The sequence below is a fragment of the Capnocytophaga sp. G1920 genome (genome assembly GCF_051417515.1).
Window position 1 is genome coordinate 21,392 of record NZ_JBPRKH010000022.1, and the last position, 21,249, is coordinate 42,640.

Sequence of the window (21,249 nt, forward strand, 5' to 3'; positions counted from 1 at the left end):
CTAATAGAATATTACCAAAGCCTCTTTTGCATCGCTACAGTTCCCCCTCTTTAAGGGGAGAGAGGGAGGCTTTTATACTTTTATAATCATTCATTTTCTTATATTATGTCTAAACTATTTTACATCTTACTATTTTTAGCCTTACCACTTTCCGCACAAATCAATGTGGTACCACAGCCTAATGAGATAACTTATCATAAGGGTACTTGTCCGATAAGTACCAAAATTAGCTATATACAGGATAAGTCCATTAATAATCCCGAAGGCTATCAGCTTATCATCAAACCTAACCAAATTATCATCAAGTTTGCTACCGAAGCAGGAAAGTTCTATGCCGAACAAACCTTCAACCAACTTGTTTTTGGGGCAGAGGTAACACACAAAAAATCTTTGCCTTGTCTTACCATTACCGATGCGCCTCGTTTTGCTTATCGTGCCTTAATGATTGACCCCGCTCGGCATTACTGGAAGATAGACGATATTAAAAAATACATTGATGTAATGGCTCATTACAAGTTCAATTACTTACATTTGCATCTCACCGACGACCAAGGGTGGCGTATAGAAATCAAGAAATATCCTAAACTCACCGAAATAGGGAGCAAACGTTCCGATTTCGAAGGCTCTAAACGCAATAACGAAGGCTTTTATACCCAAGAGCAGATAAAAGATCTCGTACTATACGCTCTTCAGCGCAATGTACAGTTAGTGCCTGAGTTCGATGTACCAGGTCATAGCGATGCTGCCATAGCTGCTTATCCTTTCCTCAGTTGCAACGATACCCTCATTGGGGTACGCACTACCGCAGGTGTTTCTAAGAATTTGTTGTGTGTAGGCAAAGAAGAAGTCTTTACTTTCATCGATGATGTCATTACCGAACTATCAGCTATTTTCCCCTGCCCTTATTTTCATATTGGGGGTGATGAAGCACCTATGGACAAGTGGCTTGAGCACTCCCCTACCCTCAAACTCAAACAGAATCTTCACACTACCAATAACCAACAACTGATGAGTGAGTTTTTCAAAAGAGTAAATCAATCATTAGAGAAAAACCACAAGCGCCCTCTTATTTGGTTAGAGTTAGAAGTCCCCTCCTATCCCCAAAATAGTGTGATGTATCTATGGCGAATGCGTACTACTCCGCAAGTATTGGAGCGCGCTAAAAAAGATAATTTCAAACTGATTTGTTCCCCCGGCGAATACGCCTACTTCGATTATCCACAAGCCAAAAACGATTTGCCTAATGTAGATTGGATGCCTACCCTCACCCTACAACGCGTATATGAATTTAACCCCGCCTTTTCGCTCACATCCGAAGAAGAAAAGCAATATATTTTAGGGGTTGAAGCTACTTTGTGGGGCGAAAGTGTGAAAGATATATTCCGCGCTTTTTATATGACCTATCCCCGCGCTTTAGCCTTATCCGAAGCTGGGTGGACAGAGATACCTAAGCGTGATTGGCAACAATTCACCCAAAAGTTAGACCTCCAATTACAATATTTGCTACACAAAGGCATTAATTATCGTCCCCCAGTAGAATTGCATCAGTAACCATCTATTAGTAAATGTCAGTTCGATATATATAATACTGATTTACAGCTGTGTTTACATTGTAATCTGTGAAATCCAGCTACGCAGTTGCCAATCCGTGCCCATCACATTTGTCAATTATCAATTGTCAATTGGGTTATCCGTGCAATCCGTGTAATCTGTGCGAGACTTTCAGGCAACTTGTTGCCTTTTTCTTTGATTTGTAAAGATTTGTGGTTTTTTTTGTGGCGTAAGCTACACTTTTCTTACCTCGAATTCAGGTTAATTATTAATACGAATTAAGAGTTAAAGAGAATCGCCTTCTCTTTCTTTTACTTTCGTCTCGAAACCCTGTTTTTAACATTTTTAGCACTGTTGTATTATATTATAAATCAACTATTTATATACCTTTTCTATACCAATCGTCCAAGATTCGTATAAGCTTCCTATAAGCTCTCTATAAGCTATCCCCACCCTCATTACACCCTTTTTTCACCAAAAACCCTCCCTCCCCTCTTCCGAACTTATTCGTTTTCTTCCGCTCTCTCTAATCTGTCCGATTTGTCCGACAAGTCTGACCTGTCAAAAACGATTTTTATCACTACTCATTTCCTCATTTCCTCATTTTCTCATTTCCTCATTTCCAATTTTTTTTCCCGCTCATATAGCTTACACACCTATTTTATTTTAATTTCTGTACCGTCAGGTACACTTCTTTTTTAAAGAAAAAATTGTGCGTTTGGTCTATTCTGTCTCATAAAAAGTAAGTAAATAGAAAATAGTTTTATATCTTTGCATATTCAAAAATAAATTATCATTAAAAAATATATTATGGAAGATAAAACAATTTTCACCGAAACTTATAAAGTGCGTAGCACACAAGTAAACCTTAACAATCAACTCGGGTTATATGGCGTATTAGGTATGTTGCAAGATATCGCTGCCGAACACGCTTCACTTTTAGGGTTCGGCTATGAAGAGTTAGTAAAAAAAGGATTCTTTTGGGCACTCATACAGCAAAAACTAAAAATGCACTATTGGCCTCAATGGAATGAACGTATCACCGTCAAAACGTGGTCTCTCCCTGTAAAAGGAGTGTATGCTTTTCGCGAATTCGAACTTTTTTGCAACGACCAAAAAATAGGTGAATGTGCTAGTACTTGGATTACCTTAGATATTCAAACACGTCGCCCCATTGAGCTTACTGACCGCCAAGAAATCTTCTCTCCTCGTACCGAAGGCGGACTCTCTTTCCATACCGACCGTATCAATCTCCCCGAAGGTATGTATCAGGTCAACGATTTTAAAGTGCGTGTAAGCGATTTAGATGTCAATTCACACGTAAATAATGTAAAATACACTCAGTGGGCACTCGATATGATGACAGAGCGCAACCATCGCGAGTTTGTTATTAAAGAATATGATATCAATTTCTTATCCGAAACTTTTATGGGAGACGAAATGCAAGGATTTAAAAGCAAAGGTAAATACATCGACGATACCCATAACTTGGTAGAAACTTATCTGTACGCACAAAAAATAGGTGCTCCTAAACCTGCGTTCATATCTCGCTGGATTGCTGAACGAATTTAAACTATTTATTACTTTTAATAAAAAACCCCTGCGAAGTTTCCTTCGCAGGGGTTTTATTTATTATAGATATTACTTACTATCTATACAATGTGAAGTGGCCCATATATTCTCGTGCATCTTCACCGTCTTCGTGAGTCTTCAAGATGTACCAGTAGTCACCCGCTGGTAATTCTTTACCGTCATAACGTCCGTCCCATTTTTGTCCTGAACGCAACGTTGTGATATAACGTCCGTAGCGGTCGTAGATATCTACAGTCAAGTTTGGATAACTGCGGAATCTATCAGGATCCCAACCATCGTTGCTACCATCATCATTCGGTGTAAAGAAGTTAGGTGGTACTGACTTCATAAACTCTTTCTCGATGCGCAAGTCGGCTTCACAACCATTTGCATCTTGTACAGTAGCGGTTACCACTTTGTATACTCTTCCGTTTACTATACGGCTGGTTGGGTCAGTAGGTTTAAGAGTATACTCATTGCTTCCATTTTCGTAACTTCCGTTAAAGTAGTAAGTGTATGGAGGATTACCTCCTCTTGCTTCTACTTTTATAAGGTTCAATTCACGTGGGTCGCTCTTGTCTTTCAATTCCAATCCTGGGTAACGTTCTATATCAAAACGTTGTGCAATAGTTTCCTGACAAGTAGATGCTACACCTGCTCCGCGATAGAATACAGTTATATATTGGTTCGTTCCTGGTTCAATAGGTGCTGTCTTAGCTCTATTACCGTCAAACGATTCAAATGGTCTCGCATCACGCGCATCAGTACTATTGATAGCATAGCTTGTATTGCTTCGTGTGAGTGCGCCGTCCAAATTGTTGAACGTTAGCATCAAGTAGCCTGTCGTCCAAGTAGTAGAAACAGTAGAACAGTTAAAGCCTTTTTCAAAAGTAGCATTGATGCTTGGTGCAGCAGCTACTGTTATTTCTAAGGTTTGTGAACAGATACCAGAGTCACCATATTCTAATTGGTATCTACCTGGTGCTATTCCTGTTCTAGATACTACTGTACCTGTTGCTACACTGCTTGAAGTTCCTATCACATTACCTGATGGGTCTTTCAACGTATAGTTGTATGGTGCACGTCCACCTGTGAATCGGAAGCTTAGAGCTCCATCATTAGTGCCGTAGCAAGTTTCTGTTACGGTGCTTGCGTGAGCTATCAACTGTTCAGGTTCTACAATGGTAAAGGTGCGTTCTACTTCACAGCCTATCACATTGTCTTTCACCTTCACAATATACTGTCCTTTTGGCAAGTTAGTGAACTTATTAGTTCCATCAAAAGTTCCTGCCTCTGGTGAGATAGTAAATGTATAGCTTCCTGTACCACCTGTGGTTGCATAAGTAATCGTACCATCATTCACACCATAACAACTCATATCAGTTTTAGTAGACGATACTGTAAGGTTTGTATAAGCTTCTACATCTACCGTTATAGTACGTGTACAACCGTTATTATGTGCTATGGTAACAGTGTGAGTACCTGGTGTTACTATAAAGCGTCCTGAAGCTTGTGGTGCTCCTCCATCTATACTATATGATACATATCCTGCATATTTTGAATTAGAAGAAGCTACAATAGTATTCACTACGGTATTATTACCACAACTGTACTCTACGGTAGCAGTAGCTTGTAAGTCTACTCCTTCCTTGATTGTTACCGATACTTCGGTAGTACAGCTTCGAGCGTCTTTCACGTAGATAGTGTAAGTACCAGAAGCTAATCCCGTATAGAGGGTCTTGCCTACTGTCCAAGTTACATTATCTATTGAAGTACTGTAAGAAGCAGTTCCTCCTTTGATAGTGATAGATACTGTACCATCATTACCACCTTTACATACCTCATCAGTTATCTTGTCTATTGAAGCCTCTAATAAAGTAGGTTCTTTGATTTCAAAGGTAGTATCAGTATAGCAACCATTTTCATCTTGAGCTCTTACAATATAGTTACCTCTTGCTAATTTAGTGAAGTAACCACTATCTACAAATCGGTCTAATCGTGGACTAATAGCGTAGAGGATTCTTCCTGTACCTCCTGTTACGGTTACCGAAATAGTACCATCGGCTTCACCATTACAGCTAATATCAGTACTTGCAGTAGCTACTGAAAGTGGTCCTGCCTCTCCAATATTTATAACTGTACTGGTTTGTACACAGTCTACACTAATTACTTCCACTTGGTAAGTACCAGAAGACAAACCTCCAAATGCCCAATCAGTAGCATTTTCTTGGGTGGCAGTAGCTGTTTGTGCTACACCTCCTTTATACAATTTGTATTGGTAATTACCCAAAGCGCCAGTGGCTGAGAAAGTAATCTTAGCTGTACTATCTCCATTACATTTTACATATGCCTCAGAAGTATCTACGTGTAATTGTAATGGTTGTAATGCTTCTATCGTTATCTTGTTAGACAACTTCGATTGACAACCGTGACTATCTATCACATAGAACTCGTACTCTCCTACTCCTGCTTGAGTGCTATTTCCTAGTGTTGTAGTAGTTGTACCGTTGGCTACCATATAGTAAGTATAACCTGGAGTACCACCTGTTACAGTAATTGAAATAGTAGCTTGTTGCAAGCAAGTAAGCGGTTTAGCAATTGAGGCAGTTACCTTCATTTCACGAGGTTCATCGATGGTTACTGGAATAGTAACATCACAACCCCAACCATCTATAATCTTCACGTTATATGAACCTGCATATAGGTTAGTGAAAGTAGTGCTAGTTTGTGCACCTCCTATTTGTGCACCTCCCACATTCCACAATTCGTAAGCGTAATTACCACTTCCTCCTGTTGGGCTCACCACTGTTATTACCCCTGTTCTATCGTTGAAGCAATTCAAAACAGTAGTTGCTGATGATATGCTTGCCGAAATAGGTGCTGGTGGTGCCATTACTACATTAGTAGTAGTTGAACAACCTCCGCGGTCAGTTACTTCTACCGTATAGGTATTGGCAGTCAATCCTTCAAATAAGGTAGTGGTGGTATAGGTACCATAAGTAGCGTGAGGAGCTCCTCCCACTAACAAGCGGTATTGATAATCACCCCAACCTCCTGTTACATCTATACTGAAGGCACCTTTATTATCATTAGGTTCACAAGTGATGCGATTTGTAATAGTAGGACTCACTGTCAAAGCTTGTGTAGGAGCCGATACCATCACCGAAGTAGTGGTTACTGTACAGTATGGTGATTGTGTTTCCACTACTCTTATCACATATGTTCCTGCCGATAAACCTGCAATTACCTCTCTTCTCTCAGTAGCCGCATTTGCTTGTACAGTTCCTGTTATTCCTGTTGGAGCTAAGGTAGTCGCATCAAGCACTTGATAGTTATAAATACCTTGATAGCCTTTTACAGTAAGGGTAATCTCACCATCATTGCCTCCTACGCACGATACTGGTTTGGTTTGTGCAGCAGTTACTTCTATATCGCTGAAATCTATAACCGTATGCGATGCAGTAGCATAACAACCTGTTTCAAGGTCTATTACTTTCATTTCATAGTAACCAGGTGTATTAAAGCCTATATTAGCTGTGTTCACTCCTGCGGTAAGCGTTTGTGTACTTGGGATAGCCACTCCAGCTCCTGTAGAGGTTACTTCTATACGATATCCTTTGTTATTACCTCCATTAATAGTTAAGGTAATACTTTCGGTAGCATTACAGCTTATTTGGCTTGTTCGGTTCACATCAATACTAGTAATGCGTTTTAATGGCGGTATTACTAATGGGTTCGCACTGTTATCAGCTTGACAACCATTCGCATCGCGTATATACACTATTACTGTTTGAGTGTGAGTACCATTGCTAGTTACACTGTATACTCCTGTATGGTTCACCCAACCTGAGGTAGTAGTAGAGGTACCGTCAAACACTTCAAAGTTGAAAGTATAAGTACCTGTTCCACCGCGACCTGTTGCTTGAATGATAGCTTGTTGTGCATTATTATTGGCGTCACATTTGAAGTGTGTAGTCACCGTTGTACTGCTTACTACCAATTCATCTGGTTTACCAATAGTGATTACCTGAGTTGCAGTACAGTTACGTGAAGAGGTAAGCGTTACTGTGTATACACCTGCTGGCATTGCATCAAATTCAATATCTTTAGGTGTTACGTTCACCGTTTCACTGCGGAGAGTTCCTCCTGCTCCTGCAATATTAATTTGGTAATCGGTTTGTATTTGTGTACCTGGTATGGTAATCACAAGTCGTCCGTTGCTTGCACCGTGACAAGTTACCGCCGTAGTGGTATAAGTAAAGTTCACAGGCATAGCGTCTGTTACGTCTATATCAGCACCTGTTACGGTAGCACAACCTGTAGTAAGGTCAGCAATTGATACTTTATAAACACCTGCACCTACATTTGTAAATATACCTGTATTATTTACTTGTGGAGTACCTCCAGCATTATTAGTTAAAGTATAACGCAAGTTTGTTGAACCTCCTTGGTGAGTTACTGATAAAGTAGCTCCTGTTGCAGGATTACAAGTAATTTGCTTGATAAATACTACTCCTATACTTGCACTATCAATTGGGTCATACAAAGTCACCGATTGAGTAAGGGTAGCGGTACAACCCCAAGTATCACTGATAGCTACTTGGTAAGTACCTGCTCCTAAGCCTGTAAATACAGTACTTGTTTGTGTATCTCCTTGTAACACTCCATTTCTAATGAGTTGGAAAGTATAATTGCGTCCTTCACCACCTGTTACATTCTGTACAGTTATTTCTCCTGAGTTAGGTGTACAGTTTTGTGCTGTAATAGATAGAGTACCTGTAATGTTATTAGGATTAGCAAGTACCACTGTCGAGCTAAGCGTTACCATACAACCTCCTCTATCGCGTATAGCTACGTGATAAGTGCCCGCTGTTAAGCCTGTAAACACATTAGTGTCTGACCATACAGCACTTGTTGGAGTAGGTGGTGTAGTACTTACATAGTACTGATATCCACCCCAACCGCCTGTAGCATTGGTAATCTCTATCTCACCATTATCATAATTTGGTGCACTTAAACAAGTGATAGACTGAACACTAATACTTGCTGTAAGAGCAACGTCAGCTTCTGATATATTAAAGGTATAAGTCTGTACGCAACCTGTACCACTACTTGTTACTGTCATTGTATAAGTAGCTGATTTCAAACCTGTAATTGTAAAGGTAGGATTAGCTCCTGATACAGCTGGTACTGTAGGTGGTGTTACTCCTCCTGAAGCTATTAAGTTCACAGTATAGTTATGTGTGCTTACTGTATTACTCAATGTGAAGGTAGCTATACCATCGTTATTGCCTTTACAAGTAACGTTCTTGATTTGTGGATTCACAATGCGGAACGTATTTGGATCTGGTGCTACATACAATGCTTTCACTACACAATCTGTACCTGCGTGACCTATCCAGAACGTATAAGTTTGCTTAGGATTTACAGAGAACACATTATTTGTTGTCCAAGGTGCTCCTGCACTTGGTGGTACAGTAGGCTGATTAACTCCCATATAGTAACGCAATTCACTTTGTGTAAGTGGAGGCATACCTGGTGCAGCTACTATATCCACTTTCACTTGTATTGGAGCGTTACAAGTTGGTGTTCCTTGTACGGTTACACTCACTTGTTCTGGGTCTAATGCCTCAAAAGGTTTAATCATTTGGGTAGTAGTAGTAGCACAGCCATTCATATCGGTAGCCGTAATGGTTACTATTCCACCGCGAATGTCTCCCACCGTGAAAGTATTGCCTGTACTAGTGATAGTACCTGCAGGACTTGTATATACAAATTCTACTGTATATGGTGAGGTACCTCCACTGATAGCTCCATTAGGTACACTAATAGTAGCTTGCTGTGCTGTACCACTCGCTGTACAAGCAAACTGTTGTGTCACAATTTGTGTACTGCTAATAGTTACTGGTTTAGGTTCTGCAACTGTTACTGTATAAACTGCTTGACAGCCATTAGCGTCTACTGTAATTGTGTACACGCCTGCTTTCAAATTACTGTAAGTTCTTGTAGTAGCTGTCCAAAGAGGTGTAGAACCAGCAGGACCTACAATAGGTACATTCGTATAGTTAAATGTTCCTATAGTAGCGTTCTTCTCAGTGATGTAAATCTCACCATCATTACCTCCACTACAAGTTACTGATTTCACTGCAGTTTCTATTTGTGGTAACTCTGCTGGCAACACGGTTATAGTCTTAGTAAAGGTGTTGCAACCTGCTGAGGCATTAACATCAGTTACTGTTACGGTATAAACACCTGCTGTAGTGATATTATTTACTTTAGCCTCATATTTACCACTCACTTGTGGGATAGCTGTAGAAGGTACTGTATAACCTGCAGGACCTGTAATAGCATAAGTGTAGTTACCGGTTCCTCTGTCTACTTTTATAGTAATTTCAGCATTTCCTGTCGCACCACAACCTAAGGCTTTAGTAAGTGATGCTTCAGCTTCTAAGTTGGCAGTAACGGTATAGGTAAGTGTTGCTATACAGCCTGTCGCCTTATCGCGGATTTGCAAGTCGTAACTACCTGCTACCAAGTTGCCAAAAGTAGGACTTGCTTGGTAATCCAAACCACCATCTATTGAGTATTCATAACCGTTGAGTTCTGTTCCTGTAGCCGAAGTACCAGAGCCTGCTGGTGCTTTCGCTTGTGGTTCAATAGTCAAACTGATAGAACCATTCACACAACCCATTAAGCTAGCTTTGTTAATCTTAGGTGCTGGTGGCACTGTAAAGGTATAGTTACCAAGATTTGCACTACAACCATATTGGTCTTCCATTGTCAAATTCACAGTGAATGAATATGGTGTAGCTGGATTAACAGGCAATGCAGGTGCTGTAATATTATCTCTTATAATTTGAACACGTGAGTTACCAGTTTGTATTGGTGCTCCAAAGGTAACCCCTGGTGTTACAGGAGTCACTTTATAAGTATAGGTACCTCCACCTCCTGATGGGTTCAACACTTCTAAGATACCGTTCTTATCACAAGTAATTTGTGTACTTGCTGATACGGTAGCAGTAAGAGTGCCTAACTCTTTAATATGAGCATCACGACTACCCCACTTACAACTACCTTCGGTTACTACTACATAGTAAGTTTCGTTAGGTGCTAAGTTATAAGGACCTGCTGGGGTAATCGTAGCATCATTACCTGGTGCTGGCATTACAGCAGTACCATTCACAATTGGTGTACCTAAACCTGCACCTGGTGTTCTTTTATATAATACCCAAGTAAGTGATGTACCTGCAGTAGTATATTGTGGTTCTCGATGAATCCTGAATGTTACTTGACCCTGACCACCATTACAAGCTGGTTTGGGTAATACAGTAATCGTCATTGCAGGAGTAGCTACATTGCCGTAGATATCACCAGTAAAGGCAGCAATACAGCCATTATCATCCTCTACCTCAAACTTATAAGTTCTACCTACTATCAAATTAGTAAAGACGTGAGTTCTTGATGTAGCAGGTGTGGGGGTTTCCCAAGCTCCCTCATTTACTCTGAACTTAAACGGAGCTTTACCAGTTCCATTAGCAATAGTCACTGTAGCAGTAAAGTAAGTCTTACCTGCGGCAGTACAACCTAAATGGAAGTCACCGATATCAGTAGTTACACTCACTCCTCCTAATGGACTTGGTACTACGTGAGCCGTAGCATTCGTACTACATATATTAGCTCCACCTAATGCTGGACGATTAGCCAAACGCAAGTTAAATATCTTACCAGGTTCAGTAACACCATTAATAGGCGCTAAATCAAATGGATTTGTTGTCATTGGGTGCCAATTAGCACCATTATCATAGCTGAAATATATTTTGTTACCACCTGCGGTATAAGCATTCCATACGTTTGGTGGTATGGTGATGGTAAGTGGCAAGGCTTTATTACTTCCTGTTGTACAAGTAGCCGTACTTGCTAAGCTGATGCTAGCAGTAAGCGCTGGCATATCTTGTAAGGTAACATTTTTGCTTGCACTACAACCATAACGGTCGGTTACAGTAATAGAGTAAGCTCCTGCTACCAAGTTGTCAATTGTATAAGTATTAGTTGCAATACCTGTGAAAGTAGCAATTACTGGGGTACCTGTATTACCGTAACGTACGGTAAAGTTAGCATCACCAGTAATATGCTTCACTACTATCTTACCGTTACCTGAACCCTGACAAGTAGGTGTGATTGTTTCGGTATCGAAGGTAATAGCTGGAGCTTTGCGTACCCCTACTTCGTGACGTTTCACACAACGATCAGACTTCACAAACACGGTATAAGTCTGTACTGAACCTGTAATAGTAGGTACATTGTAAGTATTGGTAGTTCCAAAAGTTCCTGCTGTAACAGTAGTTACTGAACCTTTTGCAAAAGCATAGGTATAATTACCGTCACCTCCTGTTGCAGTTACTTCTATCTTACCTGGCACACAACTTTCGTTAGTTACCTTCACACTGGTGTTCAAAGTAGGACGAATTATAATATTCTGTACCGCACTACAACCGTATTGGTCAGTAACGGTTACTCTATAGTTTCCTTGAGTAAGTCCTGTAAAGGTGTGAGCAGTAACTCCTGCTGCTAAAGTTACAGGAGTACCGTTATTCAATTTCACTTTATAACCACTATTACCCGCATTTATTTTCACGGTTATCTCACCAGTATTACCTCCTTCGTAGCAATCAGTAGCCGAAAGAGTAAAGCTTACGGTTTGTGGGGTAGGTATATTCAAGTTGCTTCCTAAATTGGTAACACAACCATTTTTATCAGTTACTCTGAAAGTAGCTGCTCCTGTCTCTACACTATTAAACACATTACTACTTTGAGGTCCTGCCTTCACTGTACCGCCTATGAGATACTCATAAGTGTAAGGAGCTACTCCACCATTTGCTGTAAGTGTCACACGTGCCTTACTATTATTAGAACACATAGCAGGCTGTGTGATAGTAGCCGTAAGAGTGAGTTTATTAGGTTCTGTAATAGTTACTGTTTGAGTAGCTTTACAATTACCATTATGGAAAAATTCTACAAGGTGTGTGCGTGCGGTCAAGCCGGTTATCTCAAAGGTAGTCGCATTAGTATCAGTTGTCCAACCTGCACCAGAACCGTGAGGGCTTCCATTCAACCGCACGTGATAAGTACCACCATTCAAGTTTTCTATCTTAAAGGTAGCTTTACCAGTATTGCCTCCTTGACAAGCTACATTGGTTTGGCTTACTACACTGGCTCTAAATTCTTTGCCTTGTGGTACAAGTACTTGTTTAGGTGCCATTTCTATATAACAACTTTTTGGCACTTGGTATACATTGATATCATCAATAGTAAAGTCATTACCATTAGAACTTGGTTCAGAATTCAAGAATTGAATTTTCACTCTTGTTACAGCACCGCCCGGGTTAATAGTTCCTAAGTTTTTAGAAGAAACTAAATGCCAAGCTCCATCGTGAGGAATTGCTCCTGAATCTATAAATCCTAATACATTGTTTGACATATCCACTACTTGGATTCTCATATTAGGTTTTACTAATGCTCCTGCGTAATTGGATACAGGAGCGTTGTGACTCCTTATCTGATAGTTAAATTCTATAAGATTATCTGGGGCTATCTCTACTTCCTTTTCTAAGAATACTTTTCCATAAGTATTCAGCGCCATATCTACATACAAGAATCGGTCGTTATTTGCTCCAGTAGTAGTCCCTTGAACAGGCTCTCTCCAATCTGAATTTGGGTTAGTAGGATAGTATGGCATTCTCGATGTTCCGAATGTATTAGGAGCAATAAAATCTTTATAAGCAGCTCTTGTATATTGTGTAGGTTGTCCTACTACACTCGTTCTTGGATCGTGGAACGTAAACAATACTGAATTAACCCCCTCATAAGGTTCTGGATCTCCAAATCCAAAATCTTCTTGCATTAATATTACTGATGCAGGTGAGTTTTTATCCTTATACCTAACAGTAAGTGTATAAGTACCTGGGGCTAAACCTGTAATAGTAGCCGTAGTACCTGTAAGTGTTCTACCATTAATTACATATTCATAATCATAGGTAGTGGGTGTACTTGTAATACGCACAGTAGCATTACCGTTACAGTCATAGCCGGTAATAGTATATACTGATGTTGGCTCTGATATTTTTGTAGGTACATTTACAGTTAATCCCAATTCACAACCTTTAGCATCTTTTACATATACAGTATGAGTACCAGCAGGTAAATAACCTATTGAATTTCCTTGATAATTACCTTCAAATTTGTATTGATAAGGTTGTGTACCTCCTGTTACGTTGGTGATACGCACTTGGGCTTTGTCTTTATTAGTTCCTGTGTTTTCACAACCTATCAACTGAGTTACCGAAGCGAAACCTTTTAAGGCATCAGGCTGTGTAACGGCTACGGTTTGAGTAGCCTCACAGTTATTAGCATCTACTACTTTTACTACGTAGTTAGCTTTGGCAGGAAGATTATTAAATACTTTTTGAGCCCCCGTACCTTTGTTTACACCATCTAAGAAAATAATGTAAGGAGCTTTGCCACCTGTTACTGTTACCGAAATAGTACCATTGTTAGTGCCATAACAACTTATAGCAGTAGCTACTGCGTTAAGCGTAGGATTTGTTTTGGCAGCTATGGTAACATTAGCACTCACCTTGCATCCTTTGGCGTCACTTATTTCAATAGTATAAGTGCCCGGAGTAGCGGTTTCATAGGTAGCTGTATTACCTGCCATTGAGGTAGTATTTTGTACAATACCTCCTGCTTTTTTCACTACAAAGGTATAAGGCGCATAACCATCTTTTACTTTTATCTCTACTTTGGCATTGGCAGCCGCCCCTGGGTGACAAGAAATATCTTTGGTTACCATTGAAGCAGCAGGAGTAATAATAGTAATAGGGTTTTTAATTTCTACGCTATATGTAGCCTTACAACCATATTTATCAATTACAGTAAAAATATGAGTTCCTATACTCAGATTATTAAAGATATAAGTATTAGTATTTTGGGTTGCCTTGGTTACCCCATCGAGTTGGAAAGTATAAGGAGCATTGTTGCCTCCTCCTGCTACATTCACTTGTACTTCCACTTTGGCAGGCATACCTCCTGTTGTACAGTAGTTATTATTAGCAGGATTGGTAGTGCCTGTAAGGGTAATAGCATTGGCAGCTGTAATAGTAAAGTTTACGTCTTTTTTACAACCGTTAGCGTCTTCTACCTCTATACGATAAGCTCCCACGCTGGTAATACTAAACTGTGGTGCTACTTGGGTAGTAATTACGGTAGCGCCTTTATATAAGGTATACTTATAAGTTCCTGTACCTCCTGAGGCGATTACTTTGGCAGTAGCCACAGCAGGGCTACAACCCAATACGGTATCTCCTGTATAAGCAAGAGTAAGAGCCGTAGGATTGTTAATTGTAAAGGTGTGGCTTACCTCACAATTAGGATTGTTTTGTTCTGCACGTATTTTTACAGTATGAGTACCAGCAGGTATATTATCCCATTTAAAAGGATTACCTGTAGTAGCTACAAAACTACCTGTGTTATCCTTTTGTACGTAATAGGTAGTAGGTGCATTTTTCAAGCCTATTTGATAACTACCTGTACCATTGTTACAGTTAGGTTGTGTAATTTTTTGAGAGGCTGGGTCAGAACCGAAAGCCTTGTCGTTAGCAATCGTTACAGTAGTAGTATAGGTAAAGCCACAAGCCTTTGGCTCTTGGTAAAGGTAAATGTCGTCCATTGCCAAGTCGTTACCGTCGGTTACCAAACTGAAAGAACGTATTACCGCAATAAGCTCAGTATGATTTCCCGGGTTTAGAGCACGCTCAAAAACTGTCCAATCATTAATATTAGGACCTTTAGAACCACGAATACGGGGGTCAATACGCACTGAAACAAGAGGGCTCTTGGCATCTACAGCAGCTTGGTCAGTATAAAGTTCTATGGCCAAATCTGGAGCTCCTCCTGGGTAGCGAGTGTCATTAAAGCCTAATAAATTCATCAAGGCTACCGAGAATTTTACTTCTTTACCTGCTATCAAGTCTCTAATAGGACGTTGATACAAAATAGCTCCCTCAGTCCCTAATACATTACCGATGTTCACAAAGAACATACGACCATTGGCTAACCCTGTGTGGTCATTAGGTTGCCACCAAGCAGGATTATTAGGATTTTGCTTTTGAGTAACAATATACTCACCATCAGCAAGACGTAAGCCTTCGTGGTTCGTTCCATCAGCCCATGTTTGTCCATAACCATTCTTAGGCATTGAACCATCTTGCAATTCAAGATAGTATTTCTTGTTAATATATTCATTACCACCATTGCGTCCTGTACCGAAGTCCTCAAAAAAGAGTACGTTTTTGGTAAGAGGGTTCGTATCAGCATACTCAATAGTAATAGTATGTACGCCTGGTGTAAGATTCTTAAAGTTATTATCAGTGGTAGGCTGACCGTCTACGTAATATTTATATTTGTAATTATTTTTGTTATTAGTAATCGTAAGAGAACCGCGTCCTTGGCAGTCGTAAGTAATTTGCGAAGGAGTAAAGGTAGGTTCTGGAATTCTTGGGGCTACAGTTACCTTTATGTTTTCACGAGTACAACCTATTGCATCGCGTACTGCCATATTATAGGTGCCTGGTGACATCCATTTTTTCTTATCGGTAGTCCAGTTACCATCACCAAAGTTAAATTCATAAGGTTGTTTCCCACCTTGTACGTTCGAGAAACGAACAAGGGCTTTACCGGCATTAACTCCTGTGTCACAACCTACCAATTCTTCTACCCCTGCTGAGGCGATAAGGTTACCTCCCACAAAAGTAGGAATAGTAATAGTGGCTCCTGTAACTGTACACAAAGCTCCTGCTCCTCCGTTACCATAGCGCAATACAGGAGTATAGCTCTTGCCTGTTTGTAAGTTCGGAAACTCACGCCCTGATTGGAAGTTCACTCCGTCTATACTGTATTGTAATACGTTATAGCTGGAAGCATTAGTAGGTTCATTAATAGTTATCTTTGCTTTATCTCCACAGTTTTGTACGGTATAGCTGGCTGTAATAGCAGGTGTAGGCAAGGTATTTACAGTAGCCGAAGCCTCAGCAATACAGCCATTATCGTCTATCACCTTGAAGTTTTTCACCCCTGCAGTGGTAAAGGTAAAGTCGTAATAACTATTTGCAAAGTTATTTTGGTAGGAAGCTCCTCCATCGTTACTATAGCCATAGCCATTAGGTCTGTTAGTTTTACCGCCCGTCGCAGTTACACGCACTATAGCAGTACCACAACTCAAGTGTCGCAACACCGAAGCCGTAGCTTTAAGGTCTGGCACTTTATCAATGCGCACACTAGTAGTAAATTTACAACCATCTGGGCTCGTTACCTCTATATAGTAATTACCAGCAGTAAAATGGTTAGTAATATTTAAGTCGGTAGTATTGGTAACCGTAGTATAAGCCACTCCACCTGTAGCGTTGTTATTGCGAATAGTATAAGTAAAAGGTGGATAAGGGTTACCACTAAGTTGTACGCGTATACCGCCTTTATTAGTGCTACAAGCCATAGGTGTAACGCTGGCAGTCATCGCAGGAGTTCGTTTGTTTATTTGTATTGATTTTTCAAAAATACAAGGTTTTGTAGTAATGGTAGTGGTAAGCACTTGGCGTACGTACACGGTATAGTTGTCTGGAGTTGCTATATCAAATACATTACTGCTTTGATAGTCTTTCACCCAGCTAGTAGAACCTGTTTTCTTCAAACCGTATTCATATCCTGCTGGCACCCCATTTACAGTAATACTACCGTTTTTATTACAAATAAGGTCTCGACCTACCAATTGTGGGTCTACATTGTTTTTGGTAATACGGAAATAGTAATAAGGCGACACACAGTTGCCATAAGTAACTACCAAACGGTATACTCCTTCATCTCGCAAAGTAATGTCTCCACTATTCCCTATATCTGTCCAGTTACAGTTGTAGTTGTCGTTAGAAGGCGGACACTCTTTGCTTAGGGTAGGTGGTAAAGCTCCACAAGAGCCTAATTTTTGCCACTGATAAGCAGTAGCCCCCGTAATTCTAAGACTTACAGGCACTGTAGTACTACCCCCGCACAAATACACTTGTGGATACTCAGTACCCCCTGTATCTGCACAGATGTACACCTCACCATTTAGTTTCCCTTTCGAAAGCAAATCTTTAATAGGGTGTACTGCATTAGCATAAGCATTAGGGTTCACAGTATGCTCTTCGTACATTGTAGCACAACCTGCTTTAGTCTTCGTTACTTTGTAAACTCCTGGCTCAGTTACTACTAAGGTGCGTGAGTTACCTCCTATAGTACCTCCACCTACTTTTTCCCATTTGTAAGAGTCAAAGTTAGCTCCTGCCTCCAAGGTAACTGTGCGCTCACACAATACCGTAGTGGCTTTAAACATACAATTAGTAAAATCAAGCTTTACAATAAAATTGGAAGGACCTTCTACCCCACCGTTACAAGCCGTAAATTGTGTATTGAAGCTACCTGCTTTCAACGGAGTAGATGTTGAGTTAGACACTCCTTTATAACTTGCTGAGGCTCTATTCTCTACTACATTAGAACACGCATCACGCCATTTGTTACAATCGTTCACTACTTTTACACCAAAAGAAAGCTCTTGTACAACACTTCCTTTCTTTACCAAATTTTCAGGTATTCTAAAAGTAAGTTTACGAGAAGCAGCTACATAGGTATAGGTTACCCCTGAAGGTACAGAGATATTCGCAGTTGTAGCATCAAAATCTTGTAAGTTTACAGGAAGTATATCAGTAATCTCTACATCTTTTGCATCGTCATTACCTATGTTTCGGAAACGTATTTTATAACGTAACGACTGACCCATTTGCACATTTTGCCCTGTAATATCGGCTCCTGCGCTGCTGAGCACGCGTTTCTCCATTACAATATGGGGCGCTATCACTTCCACGTTAAAAGCAAACATAAAAGGATAGTATGCGTCTTGGTTTGAATAGGGTCTAAAAGATGTGGAAGTACTATTATTATCTAAAAAAGTTTTGCCACTATTGGCTAACTCAAAAATCCCTGCATCAAATCCTAATAAGTTGGTAGAAGCAGGTCTACGATGAGGATTAATGCCACTTTCATTTGTAAGAGTACTATTAAAGAAGTTATCAGAAGGTCGACCGGGTGCTGTAAGAGCTTCATAAACGCCATCTCTTCTTATCATTGTGAGCTGGTCTCCTTTAATTCCTAACTCACCTTCCAAAGCAGCAAAGCCTATCTTAGCTTTTACAGGTCCTGTAGGTACCGTTTTAAACCCTGAAATGTCAATAGTAGGATTATTATATTTATTCACTACTGAAAAACCGTCAAACACAGTTATATTACGCGCTTCACGAGTCAAATCCTCATATACTATTACAAGCGTCCAACCAGCGGCATAACCTACCCCTGTTTTTTCATTACCTTTGGGCGCTTGTATATTCCCTACAGTATAGGTATTAGCAATAGTACCATTGAGGTAATTGGTCACTTCAGAACGGTATACATAAGCGCGTTGTGCATTGGAATCATTATTATCAATAGTACTAACTATATCATAACCATCATATACTTGTTCTCCCACCAAATCGTGATAAGCCCCCGAACCTACTTTAAATTTTACATTCTTGAACTTACTTCTCTCTAAGCGAGGACTCATTTGATTATTGAGTCGTTCTTTGGTATAAGTGGCTGCCCAATACAAATAAGCTCTCACTACCTTTTTACAGGTAGATGCAGGATTAGGGTCGAGCACAGTTGCCGAACTCGAGTTAAACACCCCCGACTCAGGCACCACATTGATATACTTCATATCAATGCGTGAATTATCACCGTGCGTACCTGTATAGTCTTGATTGCCCTGTGGACTAAGAATAGTATTTCCCACCACAATCATATCCCCTTTTACGGTACCTTGGTAACGAATACCAAAAGGAATATAATTCTGCCCAAAGGCAACTGAGAGGGTCGCCCAAAAGAAACATTGTAATAGTAATAACTTTTTCATATGGAAGTTATGTTTGTATTTATGCTATTGCAGTATAGCAATAGTGAAATTATTAATATTGTTGCTTGAAATCCTAAATATGTAAATCAAATGTCAAAAAGTAAACCTCCTACTGCTCGTGCATAGTAACCACCGCTACAATTGCCCCCTCTGTGAGGGGGCAAGGGGGAGGTTTCTCCCAACCTTAATTTATTTTTATATAATATATAAAGGTGTCTCATATATCTTTTTGTATAATAGTTACACCTCTCTCTTCAAACGCAAAAGTAAGATATTTATTTTATATAATACACACTACACAAATATTTAACATTATTTAACATAGTGCTACACAATACAAATTACCTTTTTACACATTAAATATATTGCAAATCAACAGATAGCGTCTTTTACACTCTCTTGTTGTGCATTTTGTATTCTGTTAAATAAAAAAGCGTTTTATTAAGAGTTTTTCTCTCCATTCTCCCCTAAAAAAGGAAAAACACTACACGGTATAACTGTGTAGCTTTTCTTTCTGGTGCAAAGATACAACAAACTTTTCTCATTTCCACATTTTCTCATTCTCTCATTTCCTCATTTGCTAATTTCCAAATTATTCTTACCTTTGCGCCCGATAAACAAATTAAAACACAATGGTTTTACCTATTATTGCTTATGGCGACCCAGTGCTCAGAAAGGTAGGAACTGAAATCCCCCCCGATTATCCTCAACTCAAAACACTGATTGCTAATATGTACGACACTATGAATGCCGCTTATGGCGTGGGGCTCGCTGCTCCTCAGGTAGGTCTCTCTATACGCTTGTTCGTAGTAGATGCATCTCCTTTCGCCGATGACGATGAGCTTTCAGAAGACGAGCAAACTTTCTTAAAAGGCTTCAAAAAAACTTTTATCAATGCCAAAATAGTAGAAGAAACAGGCGATACTTGGAACTTCAACGAAGGGTGCCTCAGTATTCCTGGCGTACGAGAAGATGTTAGCAGGCACAAGCAAATCACCATCGAGTACTTTGATGAAGACTTTAATAAGCAAACACTTACCATTGGCGGACTCGCTGCTCGTATCATTCAGCACGAATACGACCATATCGAAGGCATTCTGTTCACCGATAAACTCTCTTCTTTTAAACGCCAACTCATCAAAAGCAAGCTGGCTAATATCAGTAAAGGAAAGGTAAAAGTAGACTACCGAATGAAATTCTTTGATGCCAAAAACAAAAGATAGTACACTAATTTACAATTATAATTAGTGACACTCATAACTTTTAACTCTTAACTTTTTAACTCTTAAATAAATACAATGAATCTAACAAAAGTATTAGCCATTTCTGGCAAACCTGGTTTATATCACTTAGAAACTCAAACGCGTTCTGGCTTCTTAGCCACTTCGTTAGCCGATGGTAAGCGTATATCAGTAGGCATTCGCAACAACGTGAGCCTATTATCTGAAATCGCAATTTATACATTCGAAAAAGAAGTGCCTCTCACCGAAGTTTTTACTAATATGAAGAACTTTGAAGAAGGAAAAGAAGCGCGTATCTCTCCAAAATCCGATGGAGCTACTCTCGAAGAGTATTTCTCTCAAGTGCTCCCTAATTACGACCGCGACCGTGTGTATGCCAGCGATATTAAGAAAATAATCCAATGGTACAACCTTCTATTAGCCAAAGGTTTCTTAGAAGAAGACGCTCAAGAAGACACCCAAAAAAGCTAATTCACAGTACAATCATTTTACAATCAGTATTACTTTGCCAAAATTTTAATCGCTTGTCGTGCTACGGTTATGCTACGACCTTTGTCAAAGTTTTTAGTAAATAAAACAAAAAAGAGAACAATATTAATATTGTTCTCTTTTTTTATAATCTTATAAAATCAAATGAAGCAAAGCTATTTTGCTTCTTCTGTACTATCCACAAGCACCTGCCCACGATAGTACAATTTACCTTCGTGCCAGTGTGCGCGGTGATACAAATGGTTTTCACCAGTTGTTGGATCTTTTGCTATTTGAGGAACTACCGCTACGTCGTGGGTTCTTCTCTTATCTCTTCTTGTTTTTGATTGTCGTCTCTTAGGATGTGCCATTACTTAAATCTTTATA

At 39.8% G+C, this 21,249-nt stretch carries 6 protein-coding genes; 4 read left to right on the plus strand and 2 right to left on the minus strand.

The genetic code is table 11. The annotated features are described in order from the left end of the window. Positions 1 to 105: 105 nt before the first annotated feature. A complete protein-coding gene (locus tag ACSQ7D_RS11050; RefSeq protein WP_437136270.1) occupies positions 106 to 1,551 on the plus strand; it encodes a beta-N-acetylhexosaminidase in 1,446 nt (481 codons plus the stop codon). A gap of 810 nt (positions 1,552 to 2,361) precedes the next feature. Further along, positions 2,362 to 3,123 (plus strand): acyl-[acyl-carrier-protein] thioesterase, encoded by a 762-nt coding sequence (locus ACSQ7D_RS11055; protein ID WP_437136271.1) that lies wholly within the window; start codon positions 2,362 to 2,364, stop codon positions 3,121 to 3,123. A gap of 76 nt (positions 3,124 to 3,199) precedes the next feature. On the opposite strand, the gene ACSQ7D_RS11060 is transcribed toward ACSQ7D_RS11055, so the two are convergent. Continuing rightward, a complete protein-coding gene (locus ACSQ7D_RS11060) occupies positions 3,200 to 19,153 on the minus strand; it encodes a T9SS type B sorting domain-containing protein (RefSeq protein WP_437136272.1) in 15,954 nt (5,317 codons plus the stop codon). Between the two features lie 632 nt (positions 19,154 to 19,785). Between ACSQ7D_RS11060 and def the strand changes: the two genes are divergently transcribed. Both def and ACSQ7D_RS11070 read left to right on the plus strand, forming a co-directional pair. After that, positions 19,786 to 20,376: a peptide deformylase gene (gene def / locus ACSQ7D_RS11065; protein ID WP_002673105.1), complete on the plus strand. Its 591-nt coding sequence runs from the start codon at positions 19,786 to 19,788 to the stop codon at positions 20,374 to 20,376. Positions 20,377 to 20,451: 75 nt separating this feature from the next. Beyond that, positions 20,452 to 20,865, plus strand: coding sequence for a DUF5606 family protein (locus tag ACSQ7D_RS11070; RefSeq protein WP_437136273.1), 414 nt, complete (start codon positions 20,452 to 20,454; stop codon positions 20,863 to 20,865). Between the two features lie 173 nt (positions 20,866 to 21,038). Here ACSQ7D_RS11070 and rpmF read toward each other — a convergent pair whose 3' ends face one another. Beyond that, a complete protein-coding gene (rpmF, locus tag ACSQ7D_RS11075) occupies positions 21,039 to 21,233 on the minus strand; it encodes a 50S ribosomal protein L32 (RefSeq protein WP_002673108.1) in 195 nt (64 codons plus the stop codon). Positions 21,234 to 21,249: the final 16 nt, after the last annotated feature.